The sequence below is a fragment of the Nocardioides sp. B-3 genome (assembly GCF_024703895.1).
GTDB lineage: Bacteria > Actinomycetota > Actinomycetes > Propionibacteriales > Nocardioidaceae > Nocardioides.
Genome location: NZ_CP087968.1, coordinates 2,425,523 through 2,440,632, shown reverse-complemented (window position 1 = coordinate 2,440,632; position 15,110 = coordinate 2,425,523). Strand labels below are relative to the sequence as shown.

Here is a 15,110-nt window from a genome sequence, read left to right as displayed (position 1 = left end):
CTCACGCTCCCGCGGCCGCGAGCACGGCCCGTCGGGTGAGCACTGGGGCCGGGTGGCTGCGGTAGTCCGCGGCACCATTGAGGTCGGAGGGCGGGTTGGTGCCCTCGGTGGCGCGCGCGGCCGCCGACGCGACTGCGTCCTCGGTCGCGGGTTGGCCGACCAGCGCCTCCTCGACGGACCGGGCGCGGATCGGGGTCGAGCCCATGTTGGTCAGTCCGACGCGGGCCTCGCTGATCGTGCCGCCGTCGACCTTGACGGCCGCGGCGACGGCCACGATCGGCCACTGGTGCGCGACCCGGACGAACTTCTCGTAGTGCGCGCCCCAGCCCGTGAACTTGGGGATCCGGATCTCGGTGAGCAGCTCGCCCTCGGCGATCGCGGTCTCGAAGAGGTCGACGAAGAAGTCGTCGGCCGCGACGGTGCGCGAGCCACCGGACCCGGCGATGACGAACTCCGCGCCGAGCGCGAGGGCAGGCGCGCCGAGGTCGCCGGCCGGATCGGCGTGGGCGAGCGCGCCGCCGAACGTGCCGCGGTGGCGGATCTGCGCGTCGGCCAGCTGGTGCTCGGCCCGCACCAGCAACAGCGCGTGCTCCTTGACCAACGGATCGTTGAGCACGTCGTGGTGCGTGGTCATCGCGCCGATCACGAGGGCGTCGCCGTCCTCGCGGATCCCGCGCAGCTCGGCGATGCCACCGAGGTCGACCACGACCTCGGGCGCGTTGAGCCGCATCCGCAGCACCGGGAGCAGGCTCTGCCCGCCGGCGATCACCTTGGCGTCGTCACCGTGCTCAGCCAACGCGGCAAGCGCCTCCTCGACGCTGGTCGGGGCCGGGTAGTCGAACTGGACCGGGATCATGCGCCTGCTCCTTCGTCCCGGTTGGGGGCGTCTTCCTCGAAGTGCGGCGCAGCCGCGCCCTCCGTTGCCGCGTCGCCGTCACCCGCATGGATCGCTCTCCACACGCGCTCGGGGGTGCACGGCATCTGGATGTCGTTGACCCCGAACTGGCGTACGGCGTCGACGACCGCGTTGACGACGGCCGGGGTCGACGCGATGGTGCCTGCCTCGCCGACGCCCTTCGTGCCGAGCGTGTTGGTGGTCGATGCGGTCGTGGTGTGGTCGACCTCGAAGCTGATCGTGTCGGCGGAGGTGGGCAGCAGGTAGTCCACGAACGAGCCCGAGACGAGGGTCCCGGCGTCGTCGTACACCGCCTCCTCCCAGAGCGCCTGCGCGATGCCCTGCGCGAGCCCGCCGTGCACCGGCCCTCGACGATCATCGGGTTGATGATGTTGCCGATGTCGTCGACGCAGACGTACTTGCGCATCAGCACGCCGCCGGTCTCGGTGTCGACCTCCATGGCACACAGGTGCGTGCCGTGCGGATAGTTGAAGTTGACCGGGTCGTACGTCGCCTCGCTGTCGATGCTCGGTTCCGATCCCGTCCGGCAGGTTGTGGGCCGCGAAGGTCGCCATCGCGATCTCGGCCATCGCCAGCCCCCCGGTCGGTGCCGCGGACGCTGAAGCGACCGGCACTGAACTCGATGTCGTCGACGCTCGCCTCGAGCAGGTGGGCCGCGATCGGCTTGGCCTTCTCGATCACCTTGTCCGCGGCCTTGACCAACGCCTCACCACCCACGACGAGGGAGCGCGAACCGTAGGTGTCGAGGCCGCGGTGGGCGACCCGGGTGTCGCCGTGCAGCACCTCGACGTCCTCGAAGGCGACCCCGAGCCGGTCGGCGACGATCTGGCTGAACGCCGTCTCGTGGCCCCGGCCGTGGGCGGACGTGCCGGTGACGACCTCGACCTTGCCGGTGGCCAGCATCCGCACGCTCGCGTGCTCCCAGCCGCCGGCGCCGTAGTTGAGGGAACCGAGGACCCGCGACGGTGCCAAGCCGCACATCTCGGTGAAGGTCGAGATGCCGATGCCCAGCTGGATGCGGTCCTTGGACTCACGCCGCTGCTTCTGCTCGGTCCGCAGCTCGTCGTACCCGAAGGCCGCCTTGGCCTTGGCCGTGGCCGCCTCGTAGTTGCCGGAGTCGTACTCCGGGCCGGCGACCGAGGTGAACGGGAACTCCTCGTGCTTGATCCAGTTCTTCTCGCGGATCTCGAGCGGGTCGACGCCGACCTCGATCGCGAGCTCGTCCATCAGGCGTTCGATGGCGTACGTCGCCTCGGGCCGGCCGGCACCTCGATAGGCGTCCGTCCGAGTCTTGTTGGTGAGCACGGTCTGGCAGGCGAAGTGGTAGGCCGGGAACTTGTAGATCGCGTTGAACATGAACGCCCCGAGCACCGGGACTCCGCCGCCGACGATCGCGACGTAGGCACCCGGAGTCGGCGGTCAGCTCGACCTTGAGGCCGGTCACCGTGCCGTCCTTCTCGGCCGACAGCGTGAGCTTCTGCCACTGGTCGCGACCGTGGTGCGCGGTCATCAGCGACTCGGACCTCGTCTCGGTGTACTTCACCGGCTTGCCGAGCATCCGTGCGACGGCAAACGTGATCATCTCCTCCGGCGTCTGCTGGAGCTTGCCGCCGAAGCCGCCGCCCACGTCGGGGGCGATGACGCGGATCTTGGACTCCGGCACGCCCGTCGTGGCGGCGATCGCGAAGCGCAGGATGTGCGGGATCTGGGTCGCGCTCCACACGGTGATCTGCTCGCCGGTCGGGTCGACGACCGTGGAACGCGGCTCCATGAAGGCCGGGATCAGCCGCTGCTGGCGGTATTCGCGCTCGATCACGATGCCGTCGCCGCGGGCCTTCTCGATCGCCTCGTCGGCGTTGCCGCCGGTGCCGGCCTCCGCGGAGTCGAAGACCCAGTAGGCGCTCTTGTTGGTGCCGAGGTCGGGGTGCGCGAGCACGGTGTCGGCAGCGGACTCCTTGAGGTCGAGGGCCGCCGGGAGCTCTTCGTACTCCACGTCGACGAGCTCGGCCGCGTCCCGGGCCTCCGCGGCGCTTCTCGCCACGACGACGGCGACGGTCTCGCCCGCGAAGGCGACCCGGTCCGACGGCATCGGCACGTGCGGCGGGGTGACCTGGTCGGGCGTGATCGCCTGAGCGTTGATGCACGCGCCCCGGGTCTCGGCAAGGTCGGCGCCGGTGAAGACCGCGACCACGTTGGGCGACTGCTTGGCCGCCTCGGTGTCGATGCCGACGATCTTCGCGTGCGCGAACGGGCTGCGGACCATCGCCGGGTGCAGCATCCCCGGCAGCGCGAGGTTGTCGGTCCAGCGCGTGCGGCCCGTGATGAGGCGCTGGTCCTCCTTGCGGCGGCGGTCGCGTCCGATCTCGAGGTCGGGCTTGTCGGCCACGGCGGTCATTTCGCACCTCCCCCACTGGTCGATGCGGCGTGCAGGACCGACTTCACGATGTTGTGGTAGCCGGTGCACCGGCAGAGGTTGCCCTCCATGCCCTCACGCACCTCGGCCTCGGTGGGACTCGGGTTCTCGTTGAGCAGGTCGACGGCCTGCATGATCATTCCGGGCGTACAGAAGCCGCACTGCAGGCCGTGGCACTCGCGGAACGACGCCTGCACCGGGTGCAGCTCCTCGCCGTTCGCGAGGCCCTCGATCGTGGTGACGTCCCGGCCGTTGGCCCGGACGGCGAGGACGTTGCAGCTCTTCACGCTGCGGCCGTCGAGGTGGACGGTGCACGCGCCGCAGTTGCTGGTGTCGCACCCGATCACGGTGCCGGTCTTGCCGAGCTTCTCGCGGAGGTACTGCACGAGCAGCATCCGGGGCTCGACGTCGTCGGAGACCGCGGCCCCGTCGACAGTGAGTTCGATCCCGGCCATCGGTCCGCCTTCACGTAGGGGAATCGTGTGATGGCGTTCACACTAGGAAGGCGTGGTTGGCGAAAGGTTGCGCGTGTCGCGCGTGCGGTCCGGCTGCGGGTCCGGCGCGCCGCGGCGGTGCGTCAGCCACATGGGCACGACCGACAAGGTGGGTGTGTGACCGTCGGCCGGCGCGGCGGCCGTACGACACGCGAAGCGGAGGTGTGAGGACCACATTTCGAGCGCGGAGAAGGTGGCTCACTCACCGCCCGGCGTGATTCTCAGCGGCCCGCGGCAGCGAGCCGGCCCTTGAGCAGCGGGGCGGCCGGGTGGTTGCGCTGGCCGAGCGCGGCCGTGCACGCCTCGATCACATAGGTGTCGTACGGCGCCAGCTCGATGTAGCGAAGCACGGCGTCCGGATCCGGGTTGACGAGAAGGGCCTCCCGCACACTGACCGCGAGGTAGTCGCCCATCTCGACCGGGGCCGGCGCGTCGGTGCCGGGCAGCAGGTCGCCGCCGTAGGCCTCGAGCGCCGCACGCACGTCGCCGATGCGCAGCCGCCGCTGGACCTCGTCGATGTCGGTGGTCACGGGCAGGGTGAGGCGGTAGGGGCGCGAGGACAGCTGGCCCCGCAGAGCGGCGCGGAGGTGGGAGACCTCCGCCTTGAGGGTGGAGGTGGTGACCGAGGAGTCGCCGTAGAGCAACGAGTGCAGCTGCTCGACCGAGAGCCCCGCGGGGTGCAGCGCCAGCAAGGCGAGAATCTCGGTCTGCCGACGGTTGAGGAGCAACCGCTCGCCGTCGAGCCACACCGGGCCGTGCCCAGCAGGGTCAGGGTCAGGCCCGGCTGGTCGGGGGCCGGGAGCCCGGTCGCCGGGGAGCGGCGCGAGGTCGGGAGCGCGGTCTCGATCAGTCGTGCCATCACCCGGGCCGTGGCGAGCCCGATCGGGTGGGTCCGGTCCCGAGTCGTCGAGAGGTCGATGACGCCGAGCGGTCGGCCCGTGACCGGGTCGTGCACGGGTGCCGCCCAGCACACCCAGTTGTGGACGACCTCGGCGTAGTGCTCGGCGCTGAATACCATCGCCGGGGCGTCGGTGCGACCGGCGATGGCCAGCGCGTTGGTGCCGACGCTTGCCTCGTCCCAGCGACCGCCCGGCACGAAGTTGACGGTCTCGGCCTTTCGTCGCATCACGCGTCCGCCGTACGTCCACAGGATGCGGGTCTCCCCGGGTCGGTCACCGCGATCACGAGGTCGCCGTCCTCGGCGGTGCGCCGCAGCTCGTCCCGGGACCCGGGCCACCGCGGTCTGCAGCGGCGAGTCGCGCCAGAACTCGGCGGTGGACGTCTCGTCGGCGAGGGGGGCGTGCGTGAGCGTCGGGGAGACGACGCCGGAGAGCTCCCAGCTGCGGCGGATCTCAGGGCGGACGGCCGGCTCGGCCGCGTCGCCGAGCGTGACGAAGCTGGTCCAGCGCGCACGGCGTCAACGCGGCGGGAGTGCAGGTCGTCGGTGCTCATGGGTGGCTCCACGGGGGTCGTTGGTCAAACCTTAGCCCTGCGGGGGTCGCCGCGTCAGAGGGTCGCGCGCCGACGCATGCGGCGCAGGTCCGGGGCGAGGGCGCGCAGCGAGTGCTCGCGCAGGGCGCCGAACCACACGCCGCTGCCGTAGGCGAGGTCGTCGAGGCGGCGCGCGAGGACGTAGCGCACCGGATCGAGGTCCGCCCCGACCCGTCGCCGGTCAGCCAGCCCCTCCACGACGGCGGCGACGACCAGCGCCCGGCGGGCCCGGCGGGAACGGGTCGCGGCCAGCGCGGCGAGGGGCCAGTAGTGCCGGGTGAGCGCGGACGAGGTCTGCCACGCGACGGCGACGCTGCCCTCCAGCGTGAGCACGGCGGCCGCCCGGACCGGGCGTTGGCTGCGACCGAGCCGCCTCGCCGTCCCGGCGGTGGCGACGGACGCGGCGGCCGGGGCAACCGGCACGGACCACCGGCGCTGGGCGAGCAGGGCGACCGCGAACACGGCCGACCGGGGGGTGACGACGAGTGGCGCGACGGCGGCCCCGTGCCGGGCCGCGAGCGGTGCGGCCGAGGTGCCGTAGAACGCCTTGCAGGCCCAGCCACTCGCGCAGTCCCGCGCGGTGGCGGTGGCGGACGGTGGCGGCGGGTTCATGCAGCGAACGCCGGCACCGGAGGCGAGCAGCCGCCAGACCGAGTCGACGTCCTCGCCGCAGCGCAACGCCGCGTCGAAGCCGCCGGCCCGGGCCGCGACGGAGACGCGGGCGAGCAGGCAAGCGCTGGGCAGGTAGGCCACCACCCCCCTGTTGCCGGACGGCCGCCGGCTCCGGGCCGAGGTCGAGGGAGGAGCGCGCCTGCTCGTAGCGGGCGATCCAACTGTCGCCCGGCCGGCGCGACGGGCCGAGCACACGCGGTGCGACGAGGGCCGAGTCGGGGTCGTCGAGGTGGCGTCGCAGGGTGGCCAGCCAGCCCGGATCGGGCACCACGTCGGAGTCGCAGAACGCGACGAACGGGGGTGGCGACGTGGCGCAGCCCGGTGTTGCGAGCCGCGGCGGGTCCGCGGTTCACGTCGTGCACCACGAGGCGGGCCCCGTGATCTGCCGTCACCCGGGCAATGGCCGACGGGTCCCGGGATCCGTCGTCGACCACGATCACCGGCACGGAAGGAGGCAGCGCGTCGAGCAGCCGCGCGAGGTCGGGGGCGCGGTCGCGCACGGGCACGACGACGGTGACGTCGGTGACCGCCGTGTCGGGGTCGGGTGCCGCCGGCCACCACGGCTCGGCGAACCCGCGATCGAGCAGCGACGGCCAGTGCGCCCGCGGCACCGGGGTCGGCGTGCACGACGCCGGCACTGTCGAGCAGGCCGGCGGCGACGTCGCTGAGATACAGCACCGAGCCGCGGCTGCCGCCGACCGGGGAGCGGCCGCCGTCGCAGACCCCGGTCCGCGAGGAGAGGCGGACCGCGAAGCCGGCGGGCAGGGTCATGACCCGACCCCGCTGCGCTCGGGACGCTTCAGCCGGCCGTCGCTGCCGACGTCGAGGTCGGTCAGCTCGAGGTGCAACCGGTTGACCAGCACCTCGAAGAGCCGCCGTCCCTCCTCCGCCGAGCTGCCGGCGGGGTCGCCGAGGATCCCGTTGGGCGACACGGTGCGCACGCCGACGCTGCGCAGGCGCGGCATCAGCTCGTCGATCGGCTCCGTGGCGCCCGGCTCGGCGAGGTCCATCCGCACGGTCCAGGGGGCGAGGTGCCGCAGCAGGGAGGTCTCGGTGCGGCCGGCGTGGGCATCGCCGCCGAGCACCCCGAACCCGGTCCACGCCACGGGACGCCCCTCGTCGCGGAGCGTGGTCACCGCGCTCACCACGGTCGGCACGTTGCCGCCGTGCCCGTTGACGAAGACCAGCCCCTGCGCCCAGCGGCAGGCCGAGCGGCCGAGCTCGACGAGCAGCAGCCACAACGCCTCGTGCCCGATGGAGACCGTCCCCGGGAAGTCCTCGTGCTCCCCGCTGGCGCCGTACGCGAGGGCCGGCGCCACCGGGACGCGCACTCCCGCGGCGTCCAGCCGGATCGCGACCTCGCGGGTCGCCGCGCACGCGAGCATCGAGTCGGTCGCCAGCGGGAGGTGGGGGCCGTGCTGCTCGACCGACCCGATCGGGACGAGCACGAGCGGCGGGTCCTCCCCCACCGCGGGCCAGCGAGCCCCGCCGAGGCCGAGGCGTCGACTGGGCTCGCCGGCAGAGCTCGCCACCATGTCAGTGCATCCCTGCAACCGGACTCTCGTCGCACGCGCTCGTCGGCCGCGTCCGGGTCGGCCCGAGCGTGAGCCCGACGGGAGCGTTGCGGACGGTGCCCGTGTGCGAGTGGTCCCGGCTCGAGCCCGGGAGGGAGCCCCGGTCCCGGGCCGGCCAGCGCCTCCTCGGCGTTGCCCTTGACGCACTCCGGGTCCGGGCCGTCCAACGGCAACCCGGTGAAGAACTTGGCCGCCATGCAGCCACCGCGGCAGTTGTCGTAGGCCGAGCACTTCGCGCAGGCGCCACCGGTCTGCGGGCTGCGCAGCTCCTCGAACAGCGGCGCGTGCTTCCAGACGTGGTCGAAGCCGAGGTCACGGATGTTGCCGGCCTTGAACCTGTCGTGGATCGCGAACGGGCACGCGTAGACGTCCCCGACCGGGTCCACCGGGCAGACCACACGGCCGGCGCCACACAGGTTGAGGCCGGGCAACGGATCGCCGTACGCCGCAAGGTGGAAGAACGAGTCGCCGGTGAGCACCTTCTCGCCGTTGGCGACCAGCCAGTCGTAGAGCTGGCGCTGCTGGTGCGGCAGCGGGTGCAGCTCGTCCCACACGTCGGCACCGCGACCCGACGGTCGCAGCCGCGTCAGCCGCAGCTGGGCGCCGAAGCTGTCCGCGATCGCCTTGAACTCGTCGAGCTGGTCGATGTTGTGACGCGTGCACACCACCGAGATCTTGAAGTCCTGCATGCCGGCTGCCCGGAGGTTGGCGAGCGCCTTCATGGCGGCGTCATAGGTGCCCGGCCGCGGACCGCGTCGTTGACCTCGGCGGTCGCGCCGTCCAGCGAGATCTGTACGTCGATGTAGTCCGTGGCCGCCAGCTTCTCGGCCCGCTCCTTGGTGATCCGGAAGCCGTTGGTCGAGAACTTCACGCCGACGTGGTGCTCGACCGCGTAGTCGAGGAGCTCCCAGAAGTCGGGGCGCACGGTGGGCTCTCCGCCGCCGATGTTGACGTAGAAGATCTGCATCCGCTCGAACTCGCGGATGAGTGCCTTGGCCTCCTCCGTGTCCAGCTCGTCGGGGTCGCGGCGACCCGAGGACGACAGGCAGTGCAGGCACGCGAGGTTGCAGGCGTAGGTGAGCTCCCGTGTGAGGCAGATCGGGGCGTCGAGGCCGAGCTCGAACTGGTCGACGAGCCGACCGACGGCCGGCGGCGGGGAGATGAGTGTGGCGGTCATGGAGCACTCCTGATCAGTACGCCGTTGGCGGCGAGCCCGTCGAGGGCCTTGAGGTAGCCGGCGCGCTCCCCTCGCCCACTCCCGCGGACTCCAGCGCGTCACCGACGCCGGTCGTCCCGTCGAGGCGACGGACCACGTCGAGCAGGCGCAGGGTCTTGAGGAAGCTGAGCCGTCGGGTCGAGAAGTCGTAGACCAGTGCCCCGAAGGGCTCCGGTCGCAACGACACCGACGGGCTCAGCCGCCACGCTTCGCCGTCGAGCATCAGTAGACGCCGCACATGCCGTCGATGGAGACCTCCTCGACCAGCTCACTCTCGGTGAGAGCGGCCGTCTCGGTCTCAGTAGTCGTGTCCTGCTTCGGGTCGGTCATGGCGTTCCTCCGGGATCGGGTTGGGATGGGATGTCGCCCTTCCACGCTAGGAAGCGCCCCGTGCCCGCGCACCCGTCGGCCAGCGGGCCGGACCTGCCCTGACGGTCAGGTCGCCTCCTGCCCCACCGACCCGTTTGCGGATCCTCGTCTGGTCGCCGCCGGAAGCCCGGACCTAGCGTCCGAAGCAGCCCAGAACCAGTCAGGAATCCGCCCCCGGGGAGGTCATCCATGCAGGTCGACGAACTACTCAAGCCGTTCCCCATCAAGGAGTTCCACCCGTTCCCACGAGCCCTGATGGGACCCGGCGCGCACGAGATGATCGGGCCCGAGGCGCTCAAGCTCGGGTTCCGCAAGACGCTGGTGATGACGTCGGGCCTGCGCGGCACCGACATCGTGCACAAGATCGTCGAGTCGATGAAGTACCACGGGCTCGAGGTCGTGGTCTACGACAAGGTCGAGTCCAACCCGAAGGACTACAACGTCATGGACTCCGTGGCGATGTACCGGGAGAACGAGTGCGACTCGTTCGTCTCCATCGGTGGCGGTTCCTCGCACGACGCCTGCAAGGGCGCTCGGGTCTCGGTCGCGCACGACGGTCGCAACGTCAACGAGTTCGAGGGCTTCAACATGTCCGAGAACCCCAAGAACCCGCCGCACATCGCGGTCTCCACCACGGCCGGCACCGGCTCGGAGACGTCGTGGGCCTATGTCATCACCGACACCACGACCGACCCGGACAACCCGCACAAGTACGTCGCCTTCGACGACGCGTCGGTCACCAGCCCGGCCATCGACGACCCGGTGCTCTACTTCGACTGCCCGGTCGACTACACCGCCCAGTGCGGCTTCGACGTGCTCGCGCACGCCAGTGAGCCCTACGTCTCGCGGATCAACTTCCAGCCCTCGCTCGGCAACGCGCTGCACGCCATCAAGCTGACGTCACAGCACCTGCGCGCGGCGGTCTGGAACGGCCGGGACCTCGAGGGTCGCGAGGGGATGATGTACGCCCAGTACATCGCCGCCCGAGCGTTCAACTCCGGCGGGCTCGGGATCATCCACTCGATCTCGCACGCCGTCAGCGCGTTCTACGACACCCACCACGGGCTCAACAACGCGATCGCGCTCCCTCGCGTGTGGGCGTTCAACATGCCGGCGGTCTACCACCGGTTCGCCGACATCGCCGAGGCGATGGGCATCGACACCCACGGGATGACCAAGCCGCAGGCCGCCGACGCCGCGCTCGCCGCGTCGATCCGGCTGCTGCGCGACGTGGGCATCCCGGAGAAGTTCACCGACGTCACGCAGGACAGCTACTCGAAGAACCGCCTCGGCGAGGGGCCGACGAAGTTCTACGAGAACGCCAAGGTGATCAAGGGCAACGACGAGGACGTGGACCGGATCACCAACCACGTGCTCGGCGACGCCTGCACGCCCGGCAACGCCAAGGAGTGCACGTTCGAGACGGTGCGCCCCGTCATCGACCACTGCATGAACGGTGACCGGACGACCTCATCAGCTGAGGTCCCAGCTCACACCAGAACGCCGGACCGGGCAGCCATGACCGCTGCCCGGTCCGGACACCATCCACACCATGTACGAGGAGCGCCAGTGAACACCGATCCGCGCAATGCTGACGGCGAAGGCGAGTTTGACGACGTCGCCCATGCCCTCGAGCGCTTCCGCGAAGCCGGCTATCTCGCCGACGATCGCCTCGCCACGACTGTGTTTCTCCAGACCCGCTTGGGCAAACCGGTACTCCTCGAAGGCCCGGCCGGCGTGGGCAAGACCCAGTTCGCCACCAGCCTCGCCGCCGTCACCGGCCGGCGACTGATTCGGCTGCAGTGCTACGAGGGCCGGGGACGAGACCAAGGCCCTCTACGAGTGGGACTACGGCAAGCAGATGCTCTACACCCAGATCCTGCGCGAGAAGATCGGCCGGGTCGTGGAGGACGCCGTCGACCTGTCCGAGGCCGTCGAGCGGATCGCCCAGCAGGACAGCGTCTTCTTCTCGGAGCGTTTCCTCGCGCCCCGCCCCTTGCTCGAGGCTATCGATTCCGAGGAGCCGGTCGTGCTCCTGATCGACGAGGTCGACCGTGCCGACGAGGCCCTCGAGGCCGTGCTGCTCGAACTGTTGTCGGAGTTCCAGATCTCCATCCCCGAAGTCGGCACGGTCAGGGCCAAGCGGTTGCCGTACGTCGTCCTCACCTCCAACAACACCCGCGACCTGTCCGCCGCGCTCAAGCGCCGGTGCCTGCACCTGTTCCTCGACTACCCCGAGCCCGAGCGCGAGCTGGAGATCATCAATTCCAAGGACACCGGGCTCAGCGAGGCCCTCGCCGTACGCCTCATCGAGATCGTCCGCGGCCTGCGCGCCCTCGAGCTGCGCAAGGCACCGAGCATCTCCGAGACCATCGACTGGGCGCGCACGCTCGCCGTGCTCGGGGTCAGCGAGCTGAGTGCCGACGTGTTGTCGCAGACCCTCAATGTGGTCGTGAAGTACGAACGCGACCTGAAGAAGGCTCTGGCCGCGATCCCTCACCCGGTCGACCCGAACTCCACGGTGCCGAGCAAGCACGACCACGGTCAGGGGCACGGACACGGACACGGGCACGGCGCCGATGGCGACCACAGCCACGACGGTGACGCGGACGTGAACGGCAAGGAGGTCCGCGCCGCCAAGGACAAGCCCGGCCGTCACGGCGACACCTACGGCGGTCCAGCCAAGCCCGCCGCGTCGCCGCCAGCAAAGACCGTGACGGCCGGCCGGGGTGAGCGCTCGTTCGCCGCGCGCACCGCCCGCAAGCGTCCGGTCTGATCCGATGGAGGGCGCAGTCCATCGCTTCATCAGGTTCCTTCGTCTCAACGGCGTTCGGGTGAGTACGGCGGAGGCGATCGACGCCATGCACGCGGTGGCCCGGGCGGGCGTCCTCGGTGAGCGCGAGGTGCTCCGCTCGGCGCTCATGGTCAGTCTGATCAAGGACCGCCGCGACCCGGCCACCTTCGACCGCGTCTTCGACCTGTTCTTCGGGTTGCGGGCGGTGTTCGAGGACGAGGTCGGCCACGGACACAGCCACGACGACCTGACCGACGACGGCGAGCTCGAGCAGTTCACGCTTTCCGACGAGCCCGGCGACATCCCGGAGGACGGTCACTCGCACGGGAAGCCCGACGACATCAAGGAGTTCTTCAAGCCGGAGGACATGGCGCAGCAGTACAACCTCCATCAGGAGGCCAACAAGATCGACATCGCTGCGCTGACCGATGAGATCGTGCTCTCCAACGACACGGAGGGCAGCGCCGGCGAGGCTGCGCGGGTGCAGATCTCCACGCACCGGATGCACAACCCGGGCTCCCCGGCGACCTGATCCGCAGCCCCGGTATGGAGCTCGACGTCGAGCTCACAGTCGCCCGGGGAGATGGCCCTGCTCAGTTGGCTCGAGGACGCGCTGCCCGATGTCGACGAGGATCGTGGCGCCACCCTCGAAGCGCTGCGGGCTGCACTCGCCCCCTTCCCGGCCGGCCTGCCGGAGCGGCTCAAGCAACACCTCGAGAAGCTGATGGCGGTCGAGCACGAGATCGAGAAGCGCGAGATCCGGGCCGCCCAGAGCGAGCGCATCCACGAGCACGAGCGGGCCGAGCTCGAGGAAGCCCTGCGCCGACTGCTGCGATCGCTGCGCGGCGCTCCGCGTCCGCGACGCAAGGCCGCTGCACGCGGGGTCGTCGACGGGGCCCGCACGATCGCGCGAACATGAAATTCGACGGCGTCCCGTTCCGACCGGTCACCGTCAGCAAGGTGGAGGACCGGCCCAAGCTGCTGGTGCTCTGCGACGTCTCGCTCTCGGTGCGCTCGGCGGCGCGGTTCACGCTCCAGCTCGTGCACAGCCTGCAGTCGCTGGCCTCCTCCGTGCGCACGTTCGCGTTCGTCAAGGACCTCGTGGAGATCACCGACCTGTTCGCCGAGCACCATCCCGAAGAGGCGCTCTCGCTGGTGATGTCGGGGCTGCCGGCCGGCGGCGTGCTCGATGTCGATGCCGACTCCGACTACGGCTCCGCGTTCGAGGACTTCCTTGAGCAGTTCGGCTCCGCCGTCACCCGTCGAACGACGGTCATCGTGCTCGGCGACGGACGTGGCAACGGCAACGATCCACGGCTCCCGGTCTTCGAGGAGATCACCCGACGGGCCCGTGAGACGGTCTGGCTCACGCCGGAACCCCGCTATTCCCGGGGATTGGGTCGCTGCGACCTGCCTGCCTATGCGGACTACTGCAGCCGAGTCCGGGTGGTGCGCAACCTCACCGGTCTTGACCGGGTCACCACCTCGATGTCCCGGGTCGGCTGATGACCGAGGCGACGACCTCCGTCCCCATCGACCCCTTCCGCCCGAGCCGCGACGGGGCCTACGTGGACGAGATCGTCGAGGTCCGCGCGCAGGGGCCGATCCCTCCGAGGCGCGGCCTGCACATGGTGCGCACGGAGCACTTCGACGTCCACAGCGACGGCGACCTGCTGCACGTCCGCCACCGGGTGCCGGCCGAGCACGTCGACGACGACCTGGCGGGTCTGCTCGCCGATGAGCTCTTCGGACCCGGCTGGCTGCGCGGTCCCGAGCTCTTCGAGCGCATCTTCACCGGCACCGTGCTCACCTCCCGGACCGCGGCCCCGGACAGCTGGGAGCTCTTCTACCGCAACACCATGGCGCGCATCGAGCAGTGCGTCGACGGGCCGGGCGCGGGCCGCCACGGCACCATCGCCGACTATGCACCCGTCTACGCCCGCGCCGAGTCGCCTCCCCGGTCCCGGGCTCGGTGCTCGAGCTCGGCAGCTGCTTCGGGTTCCTGTCCTTGCGCATCGCGGCGTCCGGTCGTCGTACGACGGCGAGCGACCTGTCCTCGGGCGCCACCCGCCTCCCGGCCGAGGTGGCTCCACGACTCGGTATCTCGCTGACCGCGATCGCCGCCGACGCCGGCCACTTCCCCGGTGCCGACGCGAGCGCCGACACGGTGCTGGCGATCCACCTCCTCGAGCACCTCGACGACGAGCACGGCGCGCGTGCTGGCGGAGGCGGTGCGCCTGGCGAGGCGGCGGGTCGTGGTCGCCGTACCCCTCGAGGACGAGGCGGACGAGACACGGGGGGCACGTGCGCACCGTCAGCCTCGACGACCCGGCGTCGTGGGGGGACGCCACCGGGCTGCCGTTCGAGGTCAGCGAGCACCACGGCGGGTGGTTGGTGCTGGACAAGCGTTGAGTCGCCGCGCCCGTGGAAGGTGGCGGCACATAACAGTCCCGCCCCCTATGACGACGCGATCTGCCGCCACCCCGTGCCGGGGAACAGCGCGACGTCAGATGAGACCCAGCTTGGTCGCCTCGTAGACCGCCTCGGCCCGGCGGGAGACGCCGAGCTTGCGCAGGATGTTGCCGACGTGGAACTTCGCGGTGGTCTCGGAGATGTAGAGCTTGACGCCGATGTCGCGGTTGGAGAGGCCGCGCGCGAGCAGCCGCAGCACCTCGCGCTCGCGGGCGGTGAGCTGCTGCGACTCCTCGGGGTCGGGGGGTGTTGAGCCCGCGGACCATCGCCGCCGCAGACCGGGCGTCGAAGGCGCTCTCACCACGGCTGACGTCGCGGATGGCGCGGACGAGGCCGGAGGTGTCGACGTCCTTGAGGACATAGCCCTTGGCGCCGGCCCGGATCGCCTTGAGCACCAGCTGCTCGTCGAGGAAGGTCGTCAGCACCAGCACGCCGATGTCGGGGTGCCGGCTGGTGAGCTCGGCGCACAGCTCGAGCCCCTCGGTGTCGGACGCCGTCGACAGCTTGAGGTCGAGCAGCACAATGTGCGGGTCGGAGCGGCCGATCACGGTGAGCGCCTCGCCCGGGGTGGACGCCTCGGCGACCACGATCAGGTCGCGCTCGCGCTCCGGGATGGAGCGCAGTCCCTGCCGGACGATGGCGTGGTCGTCGACCAGCATGATCCGCACGGTCGCCACGTCGGCGCCCTGCTGGGGTGGT

At 70.9% G+C, this 15,110-nt stretch carries 16 protein-coding genes and 8 pseudogenes; 7 read left to right on the top strand and 17 right to left on the bottom strand.

The window, feature by feature from the left end; genetic code table 11:
- Nucleotide 1: 1 nt before the first annotated feature.
- The 15 genes and pseudogenes from LP418_RS16215 to mftA form a co-directional block, all read right to left on the bottom strand.
- Nucleotides 2–856, bottom strand: coding sequence for an FAD binding domain-containing protein (locus LP418_RS16215; RefSeq protein ID WP_257952848.1), 855 nt, complete (start codon nt 854–856; stop codon nt 2–4).
- Nucleotides 853–1,364, bottom strand: a pseudogene (locus LP418_RS16210) (molybdopterin cofactor-binding domain-containing protein). Before LP418_RS16210 ends, LP418_RS16215 begins: the two are co-directional and overlap by 4 nt.
- Nucleotides 1,322–2,143: a xanthine dehydrogenase family protein molybdopterin-binding subunit gene (locus LP418_RS16205; protein ID WP_336276086.1), complete on the bottom strand. Its 822-nt coding sequence runs from the start codon at nt 2,141–2,143 to the stop codon at nt 1,322–1,324. The pseudogene LP418_RS16210 and the gene LP418_RS16205 overlap by 43 nt, the downstream one beginning before the upstream one ends.
- A gap of 3 nt (nt 2,144–2,146) precedes the next feature.
- Nucleotides 2,147–2,272: pseudogene (locus LP418_RS31010) on the bottom strand (molybdopterin cofactor-binding domain-containing protein); the annotation flags it as partial.
- Nucleotides 2,273–2,384: 112 nt separating this feature from the next.
- Nucleotides 2,385–3,179, bottom strand: a pseudogene (locus LP418_RS16200) (xanthine dehydrogenase family protein molybdopterin-binding subunit); the annotation flags it as partial.
- 128 nt (nt 3,180–3,307) lie between these two features.
- A complete protein-coding gene (locus tag LP418_RS16195) occupies nt 3,308–3,784 on the bottom strand; it encodes a (2Fe-2S)-binding protein (RefSeq protein WP_257952846.1) in 477 nt (158 codons plus the stop codon).
- A 260-nt stretch (nt 3,785–4,044) separates the two neighbouring features.
- Nucleotides 4,045–4,353: a hypothetical protein gene (locus LP418_RS31005; RefSeq protein WP_336275735.1), complete on the bottom strand. Its 309-nt coding sequence runs from the start codon at nt 4,351–4,353 to the stop codon at nt 4,045–4,047.
- Nucleotides 4,350–4,949, bottom strand: coding sequence for a GAF domain-containing protein (locus LP418_RS31000; RefSeq protein WP_336276085.1), 600 nt, complete (start codon nt 4,947–4,949; stop codon nt 4,350–4,352). The genes LP418_RS31005 and LP418_RS31000 overlap by 4 nt, the downstream gene beginning before the upstream one ends.
- A complete protein-coding gene (locus tag LP418_RS16185; protein ID WP_257952844.1) occupies nt 4,949–5,275 on the bottom strand; it encodes a hypothetical protein in 327 nt (108 codons plus the stop codon). Before LP418_RS16185 ends, LP418_RS31000 begins: the two co-directional genes overlap by 1 nt.
- 647 nt (nt 5,276–5,922) lie before the next feature.
- Nucleotides 5,923–6,486 (bottom strand): glycosyltransferase family 2 protein, encoded by a 564-nt coding sequence (locus LP418_RS33625; RefSeq protein WP_442940273.1) that lies wholly within the window; start codon nt 6,484–6,486, stop codon nt 5,923–5,925.
- A gap of 267 nt (nt 6,487–6,753) precedes the next feature.
- A complete protein-coding gene (gene mftE, locus LP418_RS16175; protein ID WP_257952842.1) occupies nt 6,754–7,521 on the bottom strand; it encodes a mycofactocin biosynthesis peptidyl-dipeptidase MftE in 768 nt (255 codons plus the stop codon).
- A 221-nt stretch (nt 7,522–7,742) separates the two neighbouring features.
- Nucleotides 7,743–8,249 (bottom strand): annotated as a pseudogene (gene mftC, locus LP418_RS16170) (mycofactocin radical SAM maturase); the annotation flags it as partial.
- Nucleotides 8,250–8,278: 29 nt separating this feature from the next.
- Nucleotides 8,279–8,737, bottom strand: a complete 459-nt coding sequence (locus LP418_RS16165) for a radical SAM protein (RefSeq protein ID WP_257952841.1) — start codon at nt 8,735–8,737, stop codon at nt 8,279–8,281.
- Nucleotides 8,738–8,750: 13 nt separating this feature from the next.
- A complete protein-coding gene (mftB, locus tag LP418_RS16160) occupies nt 8,751–8,999 on the bottom strand; it encodes a mycofactocin biosynthesis chaperone MftB (protein ID WP_257952840.1) in 249 nt (82 codons plus the stop codon).
- Entirely contained in the window at nt 8,999–9,106 is a 108-nt protein-coding gene (gene mftA / locus LP418_RS16155) for a mycofactocin precursor MftA (RefSeq protein WP_257952839.1), read from the bottom strand. The genes mftB and mftA overlap by 1 nt, the downstream gene beginning before the upstream one ends.
- Before the next feature lie 228 nt (nt 9,107–9,334).
- Between mftA and mdo the strand changes: the two are divergent.
- From mdo to LP418_RS33620, 7 genes and pseudogenes are all read left to right on the top strand, one after another.
- A pseudogene (mdo, locus tag LP418_RS16150) lies at nt 9,335–10,591 on the top strand (NDMA-dependent methanol dehydrogenase); the annotation flags it as partial.
- Nucleotides 10,592–11,006: 415 nt separating this feature from the next.
- Nucleotides 11,007–11,297: pseudogene (locus LP418_RS16145) on the top strand (AAA family ATPase); the annotation flags it as partial.
- A 459-nt stretch (nt 11,298–11,756) separates the two neighbouring features.
- Nucleotides 11,757–11,921: a hypothetical protein gene (locus LP418_RS16140; protein WP_257957269.1), complete on the top strand. Its 165-nt coding sequence runs from the start codon at nt 11,757–11,759 to the stop codon at nt 11,919–11,921.
- A 58-nt stretch (nt 11,922–11,979) separates the two neighbouring features.
- Nucleotides 11,980–12,471, top strand: coding sequence for a hypothetical protein (locus LP418_RS16135; RefSeq protein WP_257952838.1), 492 nt, complete (start codon nt 11,980–11,982; stop codon nt 12,469–12,471).
- 51 nt (nt 12,472–12,522) lie between these two features.
- A complete protein-coding gene (locus LP418_RS16130) occupies nt 12,523–12,858 on the top strand; it encodes a hypothetical protein (protein ID WP_257957268.1) in 336 nt (111 codons plus the stop codon).
- Nucleotides 12,855–13,445 carry a VWA domain-containing protein gene (locus tag LP418_RS16125; protein ID WP_442939928.1) on the top strand — a complete coding sequence of 197 codons (591 nt, stop codon included), beginning with the start codon at nt 12,855–12,857 and terminating at the stop codon, nt 13,443–13,445. The genes LP418_RS16130 and LP418_RS16125 overlap by 4 nt, the downstream gene beginning before the upstream one ends.
- A gap of 370 nt (nt 13,446–13,815) precedes the next feature.
- A pseudogene (locus LP418_RS33620) lies at nt 13,816–14,088 on the top strand (hypothetical protein); the annotation flags it as partial.
- A 357-nt stretch (nt 14,089–14,445) separates the two neighbouring features.
- Here the strand turns inward: LP418_RS33620 and LP418_RS29905 are convergent.
- Complete coding sequence (locus LP418_RS29905; RefSeq protein ID WP_272496270.1) at nt 14,446–14,712, bottom strand: response regulator transcription factor; 267 nt, start codon at nt 14,710–14,712, stop codon at nt 14,446–14,448.
- A 73-nt stretch (nt 14,713–14,785) separates the two neighbouring features.
- Nucleotides 14,786–15,070, bottom strand: a pseudogene (locus tag LP418_RS33615) (response regulator); the annotation flags it as partial.
- Nucleotides 15,071–15,110 lie beyond the last annotated feature (40 nt).

Coding starts and splice junctions, on each gene's coding strand:
- LP418_RS16215 (WP_257952848.1), bottom strand. CDS start 856: ATGATCCCGGTCCAGTTCGACTACCCGGCCCCGACCAGCGTCGAGGAG.
- LP418_RS16165 (WP_257952841.1), bottom strand. CDS start 8,737: ATGACCGCCACACTCATCTCCCCGCCGCCGGCCGTCGGTCGGCTCGTC.
- mftA (WP_257952839.1), bottom strand. CDS start 9,106: ATGACCGACCCGAAGCAGGACACGACTACTGAGACCGAGACGGCCGCT.
- LP418_RS16205 (WP_336276086.1), bottom strand. CDS start 2,143: ATGGACGAGCTCGCGATCGAGGTCGGCGTCGACCCGCTCGAGATCCGC.
- mftE (WP_257952842.1), bottom strand. CDS start 7,521: ATGGTGGCGAGCTCTGCCGGCGAGCCCAGTCGACGCCTCGGCCTCGGC.
- LP418_RS16130 (WP_257957268.1), top strand. CDS start 12,523: ATGGCCCTGCTCAGTTGGCTCGAGGACGCGCTGCCCGATGTCGACGAG.
- LP418_RS16185 (WP_257952844.1), bottom strand. CDS start 5,275: ATGAGCACCGACGACCTGCACTCCCGCCGCGTTGACGCCGTGCGCGCT.
- LP418_RS16195 (WP_257952846.1), bottom strand. CDS start 3,784: ATGGCCGGGATCGAACTCACTGTCGACGGGGCCGCGGTCTCCGACGAC.
- LP418_RS16125 (WP_442939928.1), top strand. CDS start 12,855: ATGAAATTCGACGGCGTCCCGTTCCGACCGGTCACCGTCAGCAAGGTG.
- mftB (WP_257952840.1), bottom strand. CDS start 8,999: ATGCTCGACGGCGAAGCGTGGCGGCTGAGCCCGTCGGTGTCGTTGCGA.
- LP418_RS31000 (WP_336276085.1), bottom strand. CDS start 4,949: ATGCGACGAAAGGCCGAGACCGTCAACTTCGTGCCGGGCGGTCGCTGG.